This is a genomic window from Vibrio sinensis (assembly GCF_003605645.1).
GTDB classification, from domain to species: Bacteria; Pseudomonadota; Gammaproteobacteria; order Enterobacterales; family Vibrionaceae; genus Vibrio; species Vibrio sinensis.
On the sequence record NZ_QVMU01000012.1, the window covers coordinates 38368 to 54569 of the forward strand.

The window sequence follows — 16202 nt, forward strand, 5'->3', positions numbered from 1 at the left end:
AAACGTTCATGCCTAAGGCAAGTGAGCTGAAAAAAGGTTTTGCAATCGAATCAAACGGCAAAACTCTACTAATTAAAGATATCGAAGTTACGACTCCTGGTGGTCGTGGTGGCGCAAAGATCTACAAACTACGTTGTACTGATCTAAACACTGGCGCACGCGTTGATGAGCGTTTTAAATCTGACGATGTTGTAGATACTGTTGATATGTTCAAACGCGCTGTTTCTTTCTCTTATGTTGACGGCGACGAGTACATCTTCATGGACAATGAAGATTACACTCAATTCACTTTCAAACAGGCTGACATCGCTGATGAGTTACTATTCATCACTGAAGATGTACAAGGTTTGATGGTTGTTCTAATCAACGGCGCTGCTGTTGCACTTGAACTACCAGCAACAGTAGTACTATCAATTGCTGAAACCGATCCTTCAATTAAAGGCGCTTCAGCATCAGCTCGTACTAAACCAGCTCGTCTTTCTACCGGTCTAACTGTTCAAGTTCCTGAATACATCGACGGCGAAGATCGCGTCATTGTAAACACGGCTGAACGTAAATACATGAGCCGCGCATAAACTATGTCTGAATTAATTTCTTACGATGACACCATCGATACGGCTTACGACATTTTCTTGGAAATGGCGCCTGATAATCTAGAGGCTGTTGATGTAATTCTGTTTACCGCTCAGTTCGAAGAACGTGGCGCAGCAGAACTCGTAGAAACAGGTGATGATTGGGAACAACATGTAGGTTTCAGCGTTGACAAAGAAACTTACGCGGAAGTACGCGTTGGGCTCGTCAACGAAGAAAATGATGTTCTAGATGATGTTTTTGCTCGACTACTTGTTAGCCGTGATCCTGACAATAAGTTTTGCCACATCTTGTGGAAACGTGACTGATTGGAAATGGATAACCTATAACCTGAGACTACGTTAGTTCGCCTTAAGGCTTAGTTTGTCTTAAAGCATCGACTGGCGTAGGCCGGGGAATAAAACAAAAATACCCAAGCTAAGGCTTGGGTATTTTTCTATCTTACGTACCAGCGTCGCATAATATTGGGACGACTGAATATTTGACTGCGATAGAAACCTATCACAGCCAATTCAAATAAGTGTTAGATAAACTAAAGAGCGTCGCTCTATATACTACTTATCTACCTTAATGTTCTCTACGCGGGCTTTCAGTTTTTGTCCCGGGCGGAAGGTCACTACGCGACGAGCGCTAATAGGAATGTCTTCACCAGTCTTCGGGTTTCTACCTGGACGTTCATTTTTCTCACGAAGATCAAAATTACCAAATCCAGAGAGTTTTACCTGTTCGCCACTTTCGAGAGCTTTACGAATTTCTTCGAAAAACGCTTCAACCGTTTCCTTAGCATCCCGTTTACTATATCCAAGTTTTTCAAACAGGTTTTCAGCCAAATCGGCCTTTGTGAGCGCCATAAAACTTTCCTCAACGCTGTGTTAAACATTAGCTGCCTGCGTGACAGCACCAAAGTATTTTGTCCAACCAATCAATAACATATCAGTGGCACTTGGAAAGTGTATGCCAAGCTTCTGATTTTCGCCAACTTTTTATTTAGGCCTTTAAGCAAATCTTTACAAAACAATGACATGAGCCGTTGCTCAAATCTTGCCATGTTTTATAAAACCATTAATTTAATCATTTAATATCAAACACTTAAACCAATTACTTTCATTAACTTGTCGGCATAAAATAATCTTCAAAAAAAACAGAAATTGCTCAAATAAGCAACTATTTTCAATTCATGTATATGATTATGGTACTTCCAACTAAATAATGAAAACACCATCATTACGTTGCTGTTTAACAAGCTGCATATGGTTATCCAACTCACTGAGTTTATTCTCACACTCCACCACATCCTCAAGATCTCTTAGATGGGTGATACCTATCGTGCAACTCAATATTTTTTGAACTCCCCCACCTAATGTCGCCATAAAGTGTTGTTTAATATTATGATGAATAGTTTGCGCATACGAAGTTGCTTCGGCTGATTCATCTACTTTTCCGATGATTAAAAATTCATCCGCATGTAGCCTAAATACTTGCAAGTGTTCGGGGATAAGGTCACGGATCAACTTTGCACAACTCGCTAATGCATCATCCCCATGCTGTCGACTGTATTTTCGGTTAAACGGCTTAAAACCATCCAAGTTTAACAATAACCCGATATTAGGGATGTTTTTTGCTTGGAAACTTTCATTCAGCCATTGAACAAAGCCATAGTGATTCTTTAACCCGGTCAAATGATCAGTATGATAAATCTGTTCCAGATAAACGTTGTGATTCTCTAACTCTCTTCTTTGACCGTCGTGACTAATTGCAACGGCTAAGTAACTCGCAATTTGCTCAACGAGCTGCTCATGAACCTGCGTATAATCATTGCTACGGTTCATTTGAACGCTCATGACCCCCAAGACTTTGTCTTGAAAGATAACAGGAGCCCAGATAGCAGAAGTACCTTGCAAGCGATCTTCTTCATTATTAAGCCAGATTGAATCTTGCCATGTATCGCTATCGAGATACTGACTCAATTCTTGGGGGCTGGAGGTAGCGAGACGAATGGTCTGCTTGCTTTTGAGGCAATAAACGCCCATTCGAGATACGGTATTACAATCTTGAATGAAAGGAGGATAGAATTTCCCCTCTTCAACTAAATACCGATACTCCAGTTCATTGCGCTGTTCATGATAAAAAGCGAGACAAAACGCACTCGATGGGATCAATTTATTGATGGCGTTAAAGATGCGCAGAAATTCACTTTCACTGCCGCGAGTATTAGTAATTAATTGCCCCAATTTACGTAGGTCACTCAGGCGATCTTGAATCAGGAGTGATTGCTTATAACGGTTTTCAATTTCCGTATAGCTGATCACCTTGTCGATATACTCAACTTCGTTTTTCTTACGAGTCACCAACTCTTGGTTTTGCTTTTCTTGGATCAATCTTAAGAATCGGTTCTCTTCTTCGTAGTTTTTCATCGCATGATGACAATCAGCAACCACACTATACAGCTTAACTAAACTGTTATTGTTGGCTTGTAGCTGAGGACTTTTAAATATTTGATAGCAAAACTTAATCGCATGATGGTATTGACGCAGCCCTTTTAAGAACTGCGCGTAACTTTCAAAAAATTCAATTTGGATGAAGCTATCACCATATTTTTTGATATAAACGAACGCTTTGTTATAGCTCTCGTTACTTTGCTTATTATTCCCTTTAAGCTCTTGCCATTTTGCGTAATAAAGCAAGGCGCACGAGTGGGCATGCATAAGTTTATGTTTCTTGGTGAAACCAACGGCATAGTCAAGTGCATGCTGGGCCGCATCGAAGTCCCCCAGGTTGGCATAAGCAAGGCCTGAGTTAATCCACGCAAGAGCATAGGTATCTAAATTATCGCTATTTTTCCCGGCTTCGATTGCTCGTTGACTATGAGCCAGCGCCCGGTCCCATTGACCAAGCTGTAAATAAATGTCCCCCAAGTTCACATTGAGAAACAGCAATAATTTAGGGTCTTGCTGTGTAAGGTTTTTTTCCGCCAGAGTAAAGTAGTGCTGTGACAGAAAGCTCTGCCCTAAACGTGAGTAGATAGTCCCAAGATAAATACAAACATAAGGATAAAGCACATACTCTTCCTCCTTATGGATCTTAGCCAATACGTTCTCGTAAAGCTCTAGTGCCTTGTGGTGCTTATCTTGACGATAACAGAGCGTTGCCTCCAAGTAGTCGTAATAGACTTGGCTCAATTGCTCATTATGGTGAGCACCAATTTCTTGCAACTCAAGCTTAGCGGTATGGACACCAACTACATTGCGATCACCATGCAACCCAGTCAATACTGCCAGTGCTTTTGTGCTCGCTTCGGAAAAGTAGATTTGCATTTCTCAATGGGTAATAAAAAACGACATTTAGAACATCATACTATAATTAAAAAAACCTCCTATCACATTCTCTCGTTAAAAACGTAAATTTGCATTTTGAGAACCCATACCACGACTTCTATTTCCAATTATGAGAGTCAGTTTGCGATTTACTTTCGAGTGTTTTGTTCGAAATAGTCGTTACTCTTAAGCAACACAACTATGACTAGCGTGAAATGTCCCTCTCCGATTTTCATTACAAATTTGACAAAACGTCCTGAAAATATAGTGCTAACAATTCAATGGTAAGCGTATTGAATGTCTCTGAAATACCCACTCTAAGTTTACTCTCTCCTAAAAATGCAGCGAATCTGATGAAGTTTCATATAACGTTCATCTTTGGCATTCAATATGCTTACTGTTTTATTAACCAAGACTACGCATTAGCGAACGCTATGTATTAATGAAGACTATGCATTAATGAAGATCGCGCATTAACAAAGACTAAACATTGAAGATTGCCATCTTTCAGTGAGGAGAAATATTATGGATATCCATCGCCACACCTATTACCGTTTAATTCATCACGGCGTGAAAAGTTTAATGGTTGATCGTATTGGCCACTTTTCAGAAATGGAATACCACGAATATCTACAATCTATGACAGGAAAATCGAGTTGTTTCTCTATGAGCAATGATGAGTTGCAAATCACTGTCAGTAATTTGCGCTCTGAAGGGTATTTAGAAGATATGAAGCGTCTGATTCCGCGTTATGAAGCAACGTATTCAGAGAAATAACATGGCTTCAAGTTGCCATGAACCACTTTGTGTTATCCGTTTATTTCGTTAGACTGGTGATATCTGGCAATACAATCTGGTTAAAAATGAAACAACTACTTGATTTTATCCCTCTTATTATATTTTTTGCGCTTTATAAGATGTATGACATCTACACCGCAACGGGTGCGCTTATCATAGCAAGTGCCATTCAAATCGCTTTAACGTACGCCATCTACAAGAAAGTAGAAAAAATGCAACTCATTACATTTTTAATGGTCGCTGTATTTGGTGGAATGACTATCTTTCTCCATGATGATAATTTCATAAAATGGAAAGTCACCATAGTGTATGCTGTTTTTGCCATTGGACTGGCTGTCAGCCATGCTATAGGCAAATCAGCAATCAAAGGAATGCTCGGAAAAGAACTGACGCTTCCTGAATCGGTTTGGGCAAAAATAACCTGGGCATGGGTAGCATTCTTTTCATTTTGCGCCGGACTAAATATCTATGTTGCTTACCAATTGCCGCTCGATGTTTGGGTTAACTTTAAAGTATTCGGATTATTGATCGCAACACTTGGATTTACCCTCGCAACTGGCGTTTATATCTACAAGCACATGCCGAAAGAGAACAAAGAAGAAGAATGATTTTTAGCATAACTTTGCTATAATTCATGGATACTAAAGCGACCCGATGGTCGCTTTTTTTTGATTTTGTTTCTCTTACTAGAGAGTCATAAGTTGTTGAGTTGCTCTTTCACTCACATCGTTATGACGTTATTTTGGTAAGGTCACGCCCTGTTAGATTCTGTGCAGTTCTTCAACTAAGAACTGACATCATCGTGTTGTAGGTGTCAAAATGAGTCAGGAAATACACTCCCCTAAAGGCCAATTGCTTCTTCGAACGTTAGCAATGCCAGCGGATACAAATGCCAATGGTGATATTTTTGGTGGCTGGATTATGTCACAGCTGGATTTAGCTGGTGGGATTCTCGCAAAAGAAATCTCATGTGGACGCATTGTTACCGTTTCGGTATCCAGTATTGAGTTCAAAAAGCCCGTCAGTGTCGGTGATGTCGTCTGCTGTTATGGCGAATGCACTAAAATTGGTCGAACTTCGATGTCGATTAATCTAGAAGTCTGGATTAAACCGATTAAAGAAGATGGCCTAAAAGATAGGTTCATGGTTTGCCATGCCACTTTCAATTACGTTGCGATTGACGGTAATGGACGCCCAAGACCCATTAAGATTAACGACTAATTTCACAAAATTCCGTTTATCGCTCTTCTAATATTTGTGACTTTAGGTACAGTGATGCATCAATTGGTGTGCATACACTTTATCTGCATTATTCGTAAGGACAACAAATTATGTGGTACGTTATTTTTTCTCAAGATGTAGAAAACTCACTAGAAAAACGCGCAAGTGTACGACCTGCGCATCTAGCTCGACTACAAGCACTTCAAGACGAAGGCCGCCTGTTAACCGCAGGTCCAATGCCAGCGATCGATTCTGATAATCCAGGTGAAGCCGGCTTTACAGGCTCAACGGTCATCGCGAAATTCAATTCACTTGCAGACGCGCAAGCTTGGGCAGATACTGACCCTTATATCGATGCGGGTGTTTATAAGACGGTAATTGTAAAACCGTTTAAAAAAGTATTCTAATTATGAAGTTTAAACCGACTGTTATTCTCGCAACACTTGCTTCTACCTTGTTGTTCGGTTGTAGCTCAGGCTCTGACAATCAACGCAATCTCGAACTTCTTGCATCAAACCGAGCCAGTTTACTTTCGGCGGAGCTGCCAATGGAAGCCGGCCCACTTTCCATCATGAGAGCGAACGCTAAAGGAACGACGATTGAAATTATGATGGTATACAACGATGAGCAAAGAGGAGCGAAACCGCTTCAAGATGTGCTTCGTTATAGCATTAATTCGTACTGCACTAATCCTGATACGAAGACAAACTTAGAAGTCGGATTAAGCTACCGTATTAAAATTCGTAATAGCCGCGGTCAACTTATGAGCGATGAGTTCATCAATCAAGATCGCTGCGATCAAGCGTCATAATTGCCTAGATATACTAAGTATTTTCAAGATACCGGATTCAAAGTTTAGTTACTGAATCAATATGGTCGCTATCTAAAAGGCAAGCAGAGATAAACCTTGTTTTCGAACAAGGTTTCTTTTTTTCCAACAGCTATTCTTGTCTATCTAATGTTTGTGCATTTATCGCAATAAAGATCTATCCTTATCGTCACGCCAACCCCATTACTCACAAATCTTTTACTGTCAAAATTCCCCGCTACTCTGTAGCACATTATATCAGTTAAATATTTGGTTTAAATCGACTTAAGCCAAAATAAAATCTTGATGACTGCTGCATTTTTAAACAATCATCAGAAAATAAATCTAATATTTACTTTTAAATCATTGACGATTTTTTGTTCAGATCCTAACTTTTGATATTAGTGTCCAATAAGGAGGATCATCGTTATGAAACGCGCCAGCAACTCTTATCGTCTGCAATTAATTAAAGAAGTAGCAATCAGGCATGAACGACTGACGAGCGGGGATCCCATGGTGAGTTACATACAGAATTTACTTGATGCGACACCAAGCAATGACAAGAGCCCAGAAACAAACCAACGATTTTCCGGCTGTCACTTTGATGAAAGCGCGGGAGGTTGGGTCAGTGACAATTGGAACATGAAATAATTTCTACTGCATCATATCTAGACCTAAGCAACTTATGTTAAAACTGCGTGTACCTTTCATGATATCTAAAGTCTGCGTGGCAACAAAAAGAAGTGACTTAGGTTCAATACAATATAAAATGCAGCTCAATACGCCCTACGTTGTTTATGGGCGTTTTATATATCTCAAGGTAGATCTATTTCACTGAACTTTTTCAACATATTCCAGTTTCAGACTGCACTTTCACAAAACCCAAGTAACTTAGCGTTGCAGTTAGGTGTGAAGAGAATGAATATCCATGTGCCGAGATAAACCGAGTGAGATATAAACGCATTATGCAATCATTTAAAACAAGTCTTGTTGACTATTTTGTGGTTGTTCTACTTCCAATGTAGAGGTTTTTCCTTGCTGTATTTTGCGACGATAACGTTGCCGACACAGCTTGATAATATGAAGCTGCTGACTCGGTGAAAATGAAAGCCAATGGTAGCGTTCTTCACGCTTACGCATGCACCCTTTACAATATCCCTTTTCATCAACACTACAAACACCGACACATGGGCTTGGGACCGAAAAAAACTCTAGCTGCTCCATTCATTCCTCTCATAAAATGAGAATTTACAGATCACCTTACGACAATATCGACTAAAATGGACAACATCGCGTTAAGGTTGTGATATTTAACAAAGTATTACCTTAAACTGACAAATATCATCCTGCAATACTTATACTTCCCACTATATTATTCACTGACTCATGTGGGAAGTCATCCCCCATATACTGGAGCCTAACAATATGAAGTTTAGTTCAAAAACACTACTTGCAGCAATCAGCCTTCCTGTTCTAATGACAGCATGCGCAAGCAACGGTGATGATGTTAAAACAATCACTGCACAAGACTTGCAGCACCACAACTGGCAACTAGTAAGTGTTGATGGTAAAGCTCTACCTGAACAAGCACTAACAGAAGCACCTCGTCTAGAAGTCGGCGAGAAAATGACCGCTAATGGTAACGCTGGTTGTAACAACTTCTTTGGTCAAGCAGAACTGAAAGACAACCAGTTCCGTATCGAAAAAATGGCTTTAACCATGAAGATGTGTATGGATGCAGAAATGAACGTTGAACGTGCTTTCTCTTCAACACTATCTAACTGGAGCGACATGACGCTAACGAAAGATAGCCTAGTACTAAAAAATGCTGAACACACACTAACGTTCAAATTGAACGATTGGAAATAATCAATCAGCCTATTTATATCTAAAGCAGCCCATGGCTGCTTTTTTCATATCTAACCCCCACACTCCAATGCGAACTCTCCCATCTTTTATGATAAAAGCTGATTAACATCGAAATGCTTGAGCATAAGTGCACAGTTATTAAACATCTAAGCAACAAATTCATCAAATGAATAAAAACCTAACGATTTTTCCGTCATAATGAACGAAAACAGATTGTTATCCGGTCTAACCCTTTACAACAATCTTACTTCTCCTCTACGACTACATAAATAAAGGACTACTATGATAAGGCTGATCACTTTTCTTTCGATTCTGTTTACGTCGATAACGGCAATGGCTTCAGACAATTGGCAAACCATCACTGACAAAGCTCGTGGTCAAACGGTCTATTTCCATGCTTGGGGTGGTAGCCAAGAAATAAACAACTATCTACGTTGGACTGGTTCCCAACTCCAAAAGGAATATGGGATTACGTTTAAGCACGTCAAAGTGACAGACATTGCTGAAACAACCACTCGATTGTTAGCTGAAAAAGCTGCCGGTAAAAACAATGCGGGTAGTGTCGATATGGTTTGGATTAATGGCGAAAACTTTAAATCAATGAAAAACAATCAGTTGCTATTTGGTCCGTTTGTTTCTGCATTGCCTAATTGGAAATTTGTTGATAAATCATTGCCTATCGATAGCGATTTTTCCGAGCCAACAGATGGTCTAGAAGCCCCTTGGGGGGTTGGACAATTAGTCTTTATCCATGACGAAAAAACGCTCAACAACCCACCAGCATCGTTCAGTGAACTACTTAGCTACGCCAAAGCATTCCCAAATAGTGTGACCTATCCACGCCCACCAGAATTTCATGGTACGAGTTTTCTCAAGGCGTTATTGATTGAATTAACCAATAACGATACCAGCTTATCCAAACCGGTTAATCCACAAGATTTCGCCTTGATTACCGCTCCACTTTGGCAATATCTTGATGAGTTTCACCCTGTCGCATGGCGTCAAGGCAAGCAATTCCCAGCCAGCAGTACGGAAACTTTTCAGTTGTTAGATGATGGTCAACTCGATCTTGCGATCACATTTAACCCAAATGCGGTTTATAGCGCACAAGCCAGTGGCAATTTATCAAACACCACTAAAACTTATGCAATGGAGGCTGGAGCATTATCGAATATTCATTTTCTAGCCATTCCTTGGAATGCCAACGCGAAAGAAGCAGCCCAAGTCGCGATTAACTTTCTAATTGGACCACAAGCTCAATCTCGCAAAGGCGACCTCAACATTTGGGGCGATCCATCCATAGTAAGCAATCAATATCTTGAGGGTTCAGCGAAACAAACCACACTATTTAAGTCTGTTGCAGAGCCTCATCCTAGTTGGCAGGTTGCGCTAGAAAAAGAGTGGCAAAAACGATATGGCCATTAATGAACTGTCGTATATAGCCATTTCATAAAATAAGAGTGACCAAGGCCAGATGTTTAGAGCTGCGTACTTTATTGTTTTTATCATAGGAATAGCGCCTACCATACCCGGTTTGGCGGGGGCTATCCTATCTTCTTTCAGCTATATTCCCCCTATAGGCTTAGCTCAGTTTTCCTGGCAAGGCTACCATTTGTTATGGCTGTGGAACGGCGTTGGACAGGCAATTGCACTCACTTTATTCAGCGCTATTACGAGCACCTACATAGCGCTGTTGTTTTGTTTTTCGATCCTACAGCGTTTATGGCAAAGCCGTTATTGGAAGAAAATAGAAACTTGTCTTTCACCACTTCTTGCTATGCCTCATGTGGCGTTTGCCATTGGTTTTGCTTTTCTCTTTTCTCCAACAGGAATGTTAGCTCGTTCGATCCAAACTGTGTTCGATACGGGGATTAATACTCAAGGCGCAACGTGGCTGATCCACGACCCCTACGCCCTTGGTTTAACCTTAGCTCTTGCGTTAAAAGAAGTGCCTTTTTTACTGTTAATGAGCATTCCTATCTTGCAACAGCTACAGATTTCCCGGCTACAGCAAGTCAGCCACTCATTAGGTTATTCCACCGCTCAAATGTGGTGGAAAGTGATCCTTCCACAATGGCTGAGCAAAATGCGCTTTGCGCTATTTGCGGTTATTGCTTATGGGTGCTCAGTCGTCGATGTAGCATTAATTTTAGGGCCCAACAATCCAGCAACCTTTGCCGTACTAGTTTGGCAATGGTTTAACGATCCAGATCTGTCACTGTTGCCTCGTGCGGCTGCGGGAGCAATGGTGTTGTTCATTATCGCAACACTACTCTTGTTACTGGTCATCGCTATCGAAAAAGCCGCTACAAAAGTTTGGACCCAATGGCATTATTCTGGTCGTTCAGGTATTAATCTGCCGGGTAAAAGTATCTTCAATATACTTTTACTGATTGCTACGTTGATGGTGCCAATGATGATCGTATGGAGCTTTGCCCATCGATGGCGCTTTCCTGACCTATTACCATCACGTTGGAGTTTACGCTTTTGGGAAATAGAATGGATTAATATTGTCCCAACAATTAATGAAAGCCTTGTGCTGGCATTGACGACGGCCACAATTGCTTTACTTCTCGCATTAATCGCCCATGAATACAAATTAAAGCATCAGCTGCGTATTCCCGATTATGTTGTCGCGTTGCCAATGTTGATCCCGCAGCTCTCTATCTTATTCGGTCTACAGGTTACTACCTTGTACTTAGCAGCTGACGCTTATCATGTATGGGTTATTTGGGCCCACGTTTTCTTTGCATTCCCATATGTGTACCTTGCTCTTGATGGACCATGGAAAAGCTATAATGACAACTTTAGCAAAGCAGCCTTAAGCCTTGGAAAGGCTCCTTTGACCGTTTTCATTCAAATCAAAGCACGTTTACTTTTGCCCGCCATTCTCTATGCATGGGCCATTGGTGCCAGTGTCAGCCTCGCACAATATTTACCAACACTTATGTTGGGGGGCGGTCGCATTGCCACCATCACGACCGAAGCAGTCGCGCTATCAAGCGGTTTTGACCGCAGGGTCACAGCCATCTACGCAATATGGCAAGCAGCGTTGCCTTTCATCTTTTTTACTTTTGCGGTTCTGACTAGTCGCCTCACTCAACGCAAGTTTACGTTCATCAATAAGGAAATCGTGACAAATGACACTTTGTCTCAACGACCTCGCCATCTATAAACCGGATGGTGAAGTACTGCTCTCTAATTTCAATTTAACCATTAAACCAGGCCAAATTACTTGTTTAATGGGGCCAAGCGGGTGCGGAAAATCCAGTCTGCTCAATGTGATTGCTGGCCATGTTTCAGAGGGTTTTCGCTACCAAGGCAAGGTGCAACTTGATGATCAGGAAATTGGAAGTATGGACGCCCATTTAAGAAGAGTGGGTATTTTATTTCAGGATGATTTGTTGTTTCCCCACCTTACCGTTTGGCAAAATCTCGCGTTCGCTTTACCAAACGAAATCAAAGGCGAAGCGCGTAAACGACGAGCAATCGAGGCTCTTACCGAAGTCTCATTAAATGAACTCGCCAACAGTTATCCTGAACGAATTTCTGGAGGGCAAAGAGCGCGTATCAGCCTACTCCGAATGTTATTAGCAAAACCAAAGTTAGCACTGTTGGATGAGCCATTCAGTAAATTGGACGCCACGTTACGTAGTCAGTTTCGAGAGTGGGTTTTCCTGCAATTACAACAAGCTCATATTCCGGCGTTGTTAGTCACTCACGATGCCCATGACGCACCCAATGGTGGGGAAATAATACAATGGCCCCAAAACTAAGATTGGCCATAAGAAGGTTCGAATGTTAGATAGATTTACCGTAAAACTGATCCGTACGCCACTTTCCAGTGCTGCTGTGATGCTTGATAAAGCAGGGATAACCGCCAATCAGACCACACTGTTTGGTTTTGCTATTGGTTGCTTAGCCTTTCCTGCACTCATTCAAGAACAATATTTATATGCATTGCTATTTATCGTAATTAACCGCGTGTGTGATGGTCTTGATGGCGCGCTGGCACGAATCCAAGGTATTACCGACGCTGGTGGCTTTCTCGATATTAGCCTCGATTTTCTATTTTATTCTCTTATTCCTTTTGGCTTTGTACTCGCGTCACCTGAGAATAATGCGATTGCCGGTGCGTTTTTGATTTTTTCGTTTATAGGAACCGGTTCAAGCTTCCTTGCTTTTGCTATTATGGCGAGCAAACAAGGCATAGAAAACCCAGTCTATCAGCATAAATCTCTCTATTACATGAGTGGCCTTACTGAGGGTACCGAAACCATCGCCTGTTTTATCCTATTTTGTTTATTTCCCAGCTATTTTGCTGCAATCGCATATGTGTTCGGCGCTGCATGCTGGTTTACAACTTTCACACGAATTTATTCCGGTTTTGACACCCTAAATAAAACCAATATGTAACCCATTATTAACCTGCATGGCGTTTGATTAAAACTTGTCGTTACGATAATTTTTAATAATTGGACTCTCTTTTCTTTTTGCCTGTTAATGCACCCGACACCATGGCGGTGTCAGGTGTGATTTCAGCTATTTCTGAATCACGGTCTTCCGCTATGTCACCCATGCATTCATAACTTAAATGGGGGCATCTGCTGATAGAGATGAGATGTGGAACAAGTATCCAAACTAGACAGTGTTCGTGCTGACTACAACGTCCATTACTGGAGCCAAGGCTTCTACGGTATCAACGACTCAGGTGAAGTTTATGTTTCACCGAGAAGCGACAAGGCTAACCCCCTACCCTTAAGTCAAATTGTGCAGCAAATTGAACAGAAAGGCCTGAATGTGCCAGTTTTAGTTCGCTTCCCACAAATTTTACATCAACGCGTACATGGTATTTGCCAAGCATTCAACCAAGCAATTGAAGAATATCAATATCCAAATAACTACCTACTCGTTTACCCAATTAAAGTAAACCAGCAACGTGAAGTTGTGGATGAGATACTAGCAAGCCAAGCACAACTTGAAACAAAACAACTCGGTTTGGAAGCTGGTAGTAAGCCAGAACTACTTGCCGTGCTTGGTCTTGCTCAAAAAGCCAGCTCTGTCATCGTATGTAACGGCTATAAAGACCGTGAGTACATTCGATTAGCACTGATTGGTGAAAAGCTAGGCCATAAAGTCTTTATCGTTCTTGAGAAGATGTCAGAGCTCGATCTGATCTTAAAAGAAGCGAAGAGCCTTGGCGTGAAACCTCGTATGGGTATTCGTATTCGTCTTGCCTCTCAAGGTGCGGGTAAATGGCAATCTAGTGGCGGTGAAAAGTCTAAATTTGGCTTGTCTGCCTCGCAGGTTTTGGCCGTGATGAATCGTCTACGTGAAGAAAATCTTCTCGATACGCTTCAACTGGTGCATTTCCACCTTGGTTCGCAAATGGCCAACATTCGCGATATCCGTAACGGCGTGAATGAATCTGCGCGTTTCTATTGTGAACTTCGCAAAATGGGCGCTGAAATTGATTACTTTGATATCGGTGGCGGTTTAGCGGTTGATTATGACGGTACTCGCAGCCAATCATCCAACTCGATGAACTATGGTCTTGCTGAATATGCACGTAACGTAGTCAATACCGTTGGTGATGTGTGTCAGCAATACGAACAACCAATGCCAGTGATCATTTCTGAATCAGGTCGCTCGCTAACTGCACATCACGCTGTTCTGATCACTAATGTGATTGGCACAGAAGCTTACCATCCAGAGCAGCTTACTGAACTTGAAGCAGACGCGCCCGTTCTGCTGCAAAACATGTGGCGTAGCTGGGAAAGCCTACAAAGCCGTAGTGATGCGCGTGCATTAATTGAGATTTATAACGATACTCAAAGTGATCTCTCTGAAGTACATTCTCAGTTCACTATGGGTATGATGAATTTGCAGCAACGTGCTTGGTCTGAACAGGTTTCTTTACGTATTTACTACGAACTGAGCCGTCAGATGAGCACCAAAAATCGTTTCCATCGTCCAATTTTGGATGAATTAAGTGAACGATTAGCAGATAAGTTTTTTGTCAATTTCTCACTATTCCAGTCACTACCGGATGCTTGGGGTATTGATCAAGTTTTCCCTGTTCTGCCAATTTCTGGTCTAGAGCGTTTAGAAGACCGCCGCGCTGTTATGCTTGATATCACTTGTGATTCAGATGGTGCGATCGAGCAGTATGTGGAAGGTCAAGGTATTGAAACGACTTTGCCTGTTCCAGCATGGACGACAGACGAACAGTACTTAATGGGCTTTTTCTTAGTCGGCGCATACCAAGAGATTTTGGGGGATATGCATAATCTTTTCGGTGATACACACAGTGTTGTCGTAAATATTAATGACCAAGGTGAAGCAGAGTTGACTTCAATCAACGAAGGTGACAGCGTCGAGGATATGATGCGCTATGTGCATATCGACGTAGACAGCATTCGAGAACACTACCGTGAGTTAGTGAGTCTACGCGTTGCAAAAGAAGAACAACAAAACGTACTGCAAGAGCTTGAACAAGGCTTGAGTGGTTACACCTATTTAGAGGATTTCTAATGAATGATTTGTTTACTAAAACTGATTATTCACTGTATTCAAATGCAATGACTTTTCTACGTCGTCCTTACCTACGCAACCCTGTAGGTTCGGATGCTGACTTAGTGGTACTTGGTGTACCACTAGATATGGCTACTTCTGGTCGTCCTGGTGCTCGTATGGGCCCAGACGCGATTCGTCGTGCTTCTGTGAATCTTGCTTGGGAAGAGAAAAAATTCCCTTGGGATTTCAATGTATTCGATCGCGCTAAAGTAATTGATGCTGGCGATCTTGTTTTCGATTGTGGTGATGCTGAAGATTTCACTTACCGCCTTGAAGCTGCAACATCTGAAATACTAAAAAGTGGTAAGACAATGCTAGCATTAGGTGGTGATCACTTTATCACACTACCTATTTTGCGCGCATACGCAAAACACCACGGTGAAATGGCCCTGATTCACTTTGATGCCCACACTGATACTTATGCTAATGGCAGTGCTTACGATCACGGTACCATGTTCTACCATGCGCCGAACGAAGGTTTGATTTCTCCAAAGCACTCAGTTCAAATCGGTATTCGTACTGAGTACAGCAAAGAGAATCATGGCTTCAACGTCATCAACGCAATGCAAGCCAATGACCAAAGTGCTGATGAAATCGTAGCTCAAGTTCGTAACATCATTGGCGATAAGCCAGTCTACGTTACGTTCGACATCGACTGCTTAGACCCTGCGTTTGCACCAGGGACAGGCACACCAGTTTGTGGTGGTTTAACTTCAGATAAAGTGCTAAAAATCCTACGTGGTTTAGCCGGTATCAACATTGTTGGTATGGACGTTGTTGAAGTATCACCAGCTTACGACCAAAGTGATTTAACTGCACTTGCAGGTGCAACTGTCGCTCTAGAGTTGATGTACGCTTGGGCTTCTAAGCGTGAAAAACGAGCATAACGACGATAACCAGCAAACTTAAACAATGCCGGATATAGTTGTTGTGAATTTCAAGCCAGCCTTCGTGCTGGCTTGATCATAATCAAACGTATACCATTCCTTTATCATTCCCCATATCAAATTGATGTCAAATTGACA

General features: G+C 41.6%; 18 protein-coding genes. 15 read left to right on the top strand and 3 right to left on the bottom strand.

All coding sequences use genetic code 11. The features are described 5' to 3' along the window. The first annotated feature begins 8 nt into the window (after nucleotides 1-8). Together yeiP and DZ860_RS13475 are read left to right on the top strand one after the other, a co-directional pair. Nucleotides 9-575 (top strand): elongation factor P-like protein YeiP, encoded by a 567-nt coding sequence (gene yeiP, locus DZ860_RS13470; RefSeq protein WP_120032108.1) that lies wholly within the window; start codon nucleotides 9-11, stop codon nucleotides 573-575. 3 nt (nucleotides 576-578) lie between these two features. After that, nucleotides 579-899 (top strand): HI1450 family dsDNA-mimic protein, encoded by a 321-nt coding sequence (locus DZ860_RS13475; RefSeq protein WP_120032110.1) that lies wholly within the window; start codon nucleotides 579-581, stop codon nucleotides 897-899. A gap of 246 nt (nucleotides 900-1145) precedes the next feature. Here DZ860_RS13475 and ihfA read toward each other — a convergent pair whose 3' ends face one another. After that, nucleotides 1146-1442: an integration host factor subunit alpha gene (ihfA, locus tag DZ860_RS13480; protein WP_120032112.1), complete on the bottom strand. Its 297-nt coding sequence runs from the start codon at nucleotides 1440-1442 to the stop codon at nucleotides 1146-1148. A 351-nt stretch (nucleotides 1443-1793) separates the two neighbouring features. Beyond that, nucleotides 1794-3905 (bottom strand): sensor domain-containing diguanylate cyclase, encoded by a 2112-nt coding sequence (locus DZ860_RS13485; protein ID WP_120032114.1) that lies wholly within the window; start codon nucleotides 3903-3905, stop codon nucleotides 1794-1796. Nucleotides 3906-4430: 525 nt separating this feature from the next. Here DZ860_RS13485 and DZ860_RS13490 point away from each other — a divergent pair. From DZ860_RS13490 to DZ860_RS13515, 6 genes are all read left to right on the top strand, one after another. Next, nucleotides 4431-4682 (top strand): hypothetical protein, encoded by a 252-nt coding sequence (locus DZ860_RS13490; protein WP_120032116.1) that lies wholly within the window; start codon nucleotides 4431-4433, stop codon nucleotides 4680-4682. 86 nt (nucleotides 4683-4768) lie between these two features. Further along, nucleotides 4769-5311: a septation protein A gene (locus DZ860_RS13495; RefSeq protein ID WP_120032242.1), complete on the top strand. Its 543-nt coding sequence runs from the start codon at nucleotides 4769-4771 to the stop codon at nucleotides 5309-5311. Between the two features lie 211 nt (nucleotides 5312-5522). Beyond that, on the top strand, nucleotides 5523-5924 hold the full coding sequence (gene yciA / locus DZ860_RS13500; RefSeq protein ID WP_120032118.1) for an acyl-CoA thioester hydrolase YciA: 402 nt from the start codon (nucleotides 5523-5525) through the stop codon (nucleotides 5922-5924). Between the two features lie 110 nt (nucleotides 5925-6034). Next, on the top strand, nucleotides 6035-6331 hold the full coding sequence (locus DZ860_RS13505) for a YciI family protein (protein ID WP_120032120.1): 297 nt from the start codon (nucleotides 6035-6037) through the stop codon (nucleotides 6329-6331). Nucleotides 6332-6333: 2 nt separating this feature from the next. Beyond that, nucleotides 6334-6735, top strand: a complete 402-nt coding sequence (locus tag DZ860_RS13510; RefSeq protein ID WP_120032121.1) for a GspS/AspS pilotin family protein — start codon at nucleotides 6334-6336, stop codon at nucleotides 6733-6735. Nucleotides 6736-7161: 426 nt separating this feature from the next. Further along, the gene (locus DZ860_RS13515) at nucleotides 7162-7383 is read left to right on the top strand and encodes a hypothetical protein (protein ID WP_120032122.1); all 222 of its coding nucleotides are present in this window, start codon (nucleotides 7162-7164) and stop codon (nucleotides 7381-7383) included. Nucleotides 7384-7707: 324 nt separating this feature from the next. Here the strand turns inward: DZ860_RS13515 and DZ860_RS13520 are convergent, their stop codons facing one another. Further along, nucleotides 7708-7956, bottom strand: a complete 249-nt coding sequence (locus tag DZ860_RS13520; protein ID WP_120032123.1) for a DUF1289 domain-containing protein — start codon at nucleotides 7954-7956, stop codon at nucleotides 7708-7710. A gap of 201 nt (nucleotides 7957-8157) precedes the next feature. Between DZ860_RS13520 and DZ860_RS13525 the strand changes: the two genes are divergently transcribed. The 7 genes from DZ860_RS13525 to speB all read left to right on the top strand — a co-directional run bounded on the left by DZ860_RS13525 (nucleotide 8158) and on the right by speB (nucleotide 16064). Further along, nucleotides 8158-8601 (top strand): META domain-containing protein, encoded by a 444-nt coding sequence (locus DZ860_RS13525; RefSeq protein WP_120032125.1) that lies wholly within the window; start codon nucleotides 8158-8160, stop codon nucleotides 8599-8601. Nucleotides 8602-8883: 282 nt separating this feature from the next. Continuing rightward, a complete protein-coding gene (locus tag DZ860_RS13530) occupies nucleotides 8884-10026 on the top strand; it encodes an ABC transporter substrate-binding protein (protein ID WP_120032127.1) in 1143 nt (380 codons plus the stop codon). Nucleotides 10027-10075: 49 nt separating this feature from the next. Next, nucleotides 10076-11776: an ABC transporter permease gene (locus DZ860_RS13535; protein ID WP_120032129.1), complete on the top strand. Its 1701-nt coding sequence runs from the start codon at nucleotides 10076-10078 to the stop codon at nucleotides 11774-11776. After that, nucleotides 11742-12377: an ATP-binding cassette domain-containing protein gene (locus DZ860_RS13540; protein WP_120032131.1), complete on the top strand. Its 636-nt coding sequence runs from the start codon at nucleotides 11742-11744 to the stop codon at nucleotides 12375-12377. Before DZ860_RS13535 ends, DZ860_RS13540 begins: the two co-directional genes overlap by 35 nt. Before the next feature lie 22 nt (nucleotides 12378-12399). Next, entirely contained in the window at nucleotides 12400-13017 is a 618-nt protein-coding gene (locus DZ860_RS13545) for a CDP-alcohol phosphatidyltransferase family protein (RefSeq protein WP_120032133.1), read from the top strand. Nucleotides 13018-13224: 207 nt separating this feature from the next. After that, a complete protein-coding gene (speA, locus tag DZ860_RS13550; protein WP_120032135.1) occupies nucleotides 13225-15135 on the top strand; it encodes an arginine decarboxylase in 1911 nt (636 codons plus the stop codon). After that, complete coding sequence (gene speB, locus DZ860_RS13555; RefSeq protein WP_120032137.1) at nucleotides 15135-16064, top strand: agmatinase; 930 nt, start codon at nucleotides 15135-15137, stop codon at nucleotides 16062-16064. The genes speA and speB overlap by 1 nt, the downstream gene beginning before the upstream one ends. Nucleotides 16065-16202: the final 138 nt, after the last annotated feature.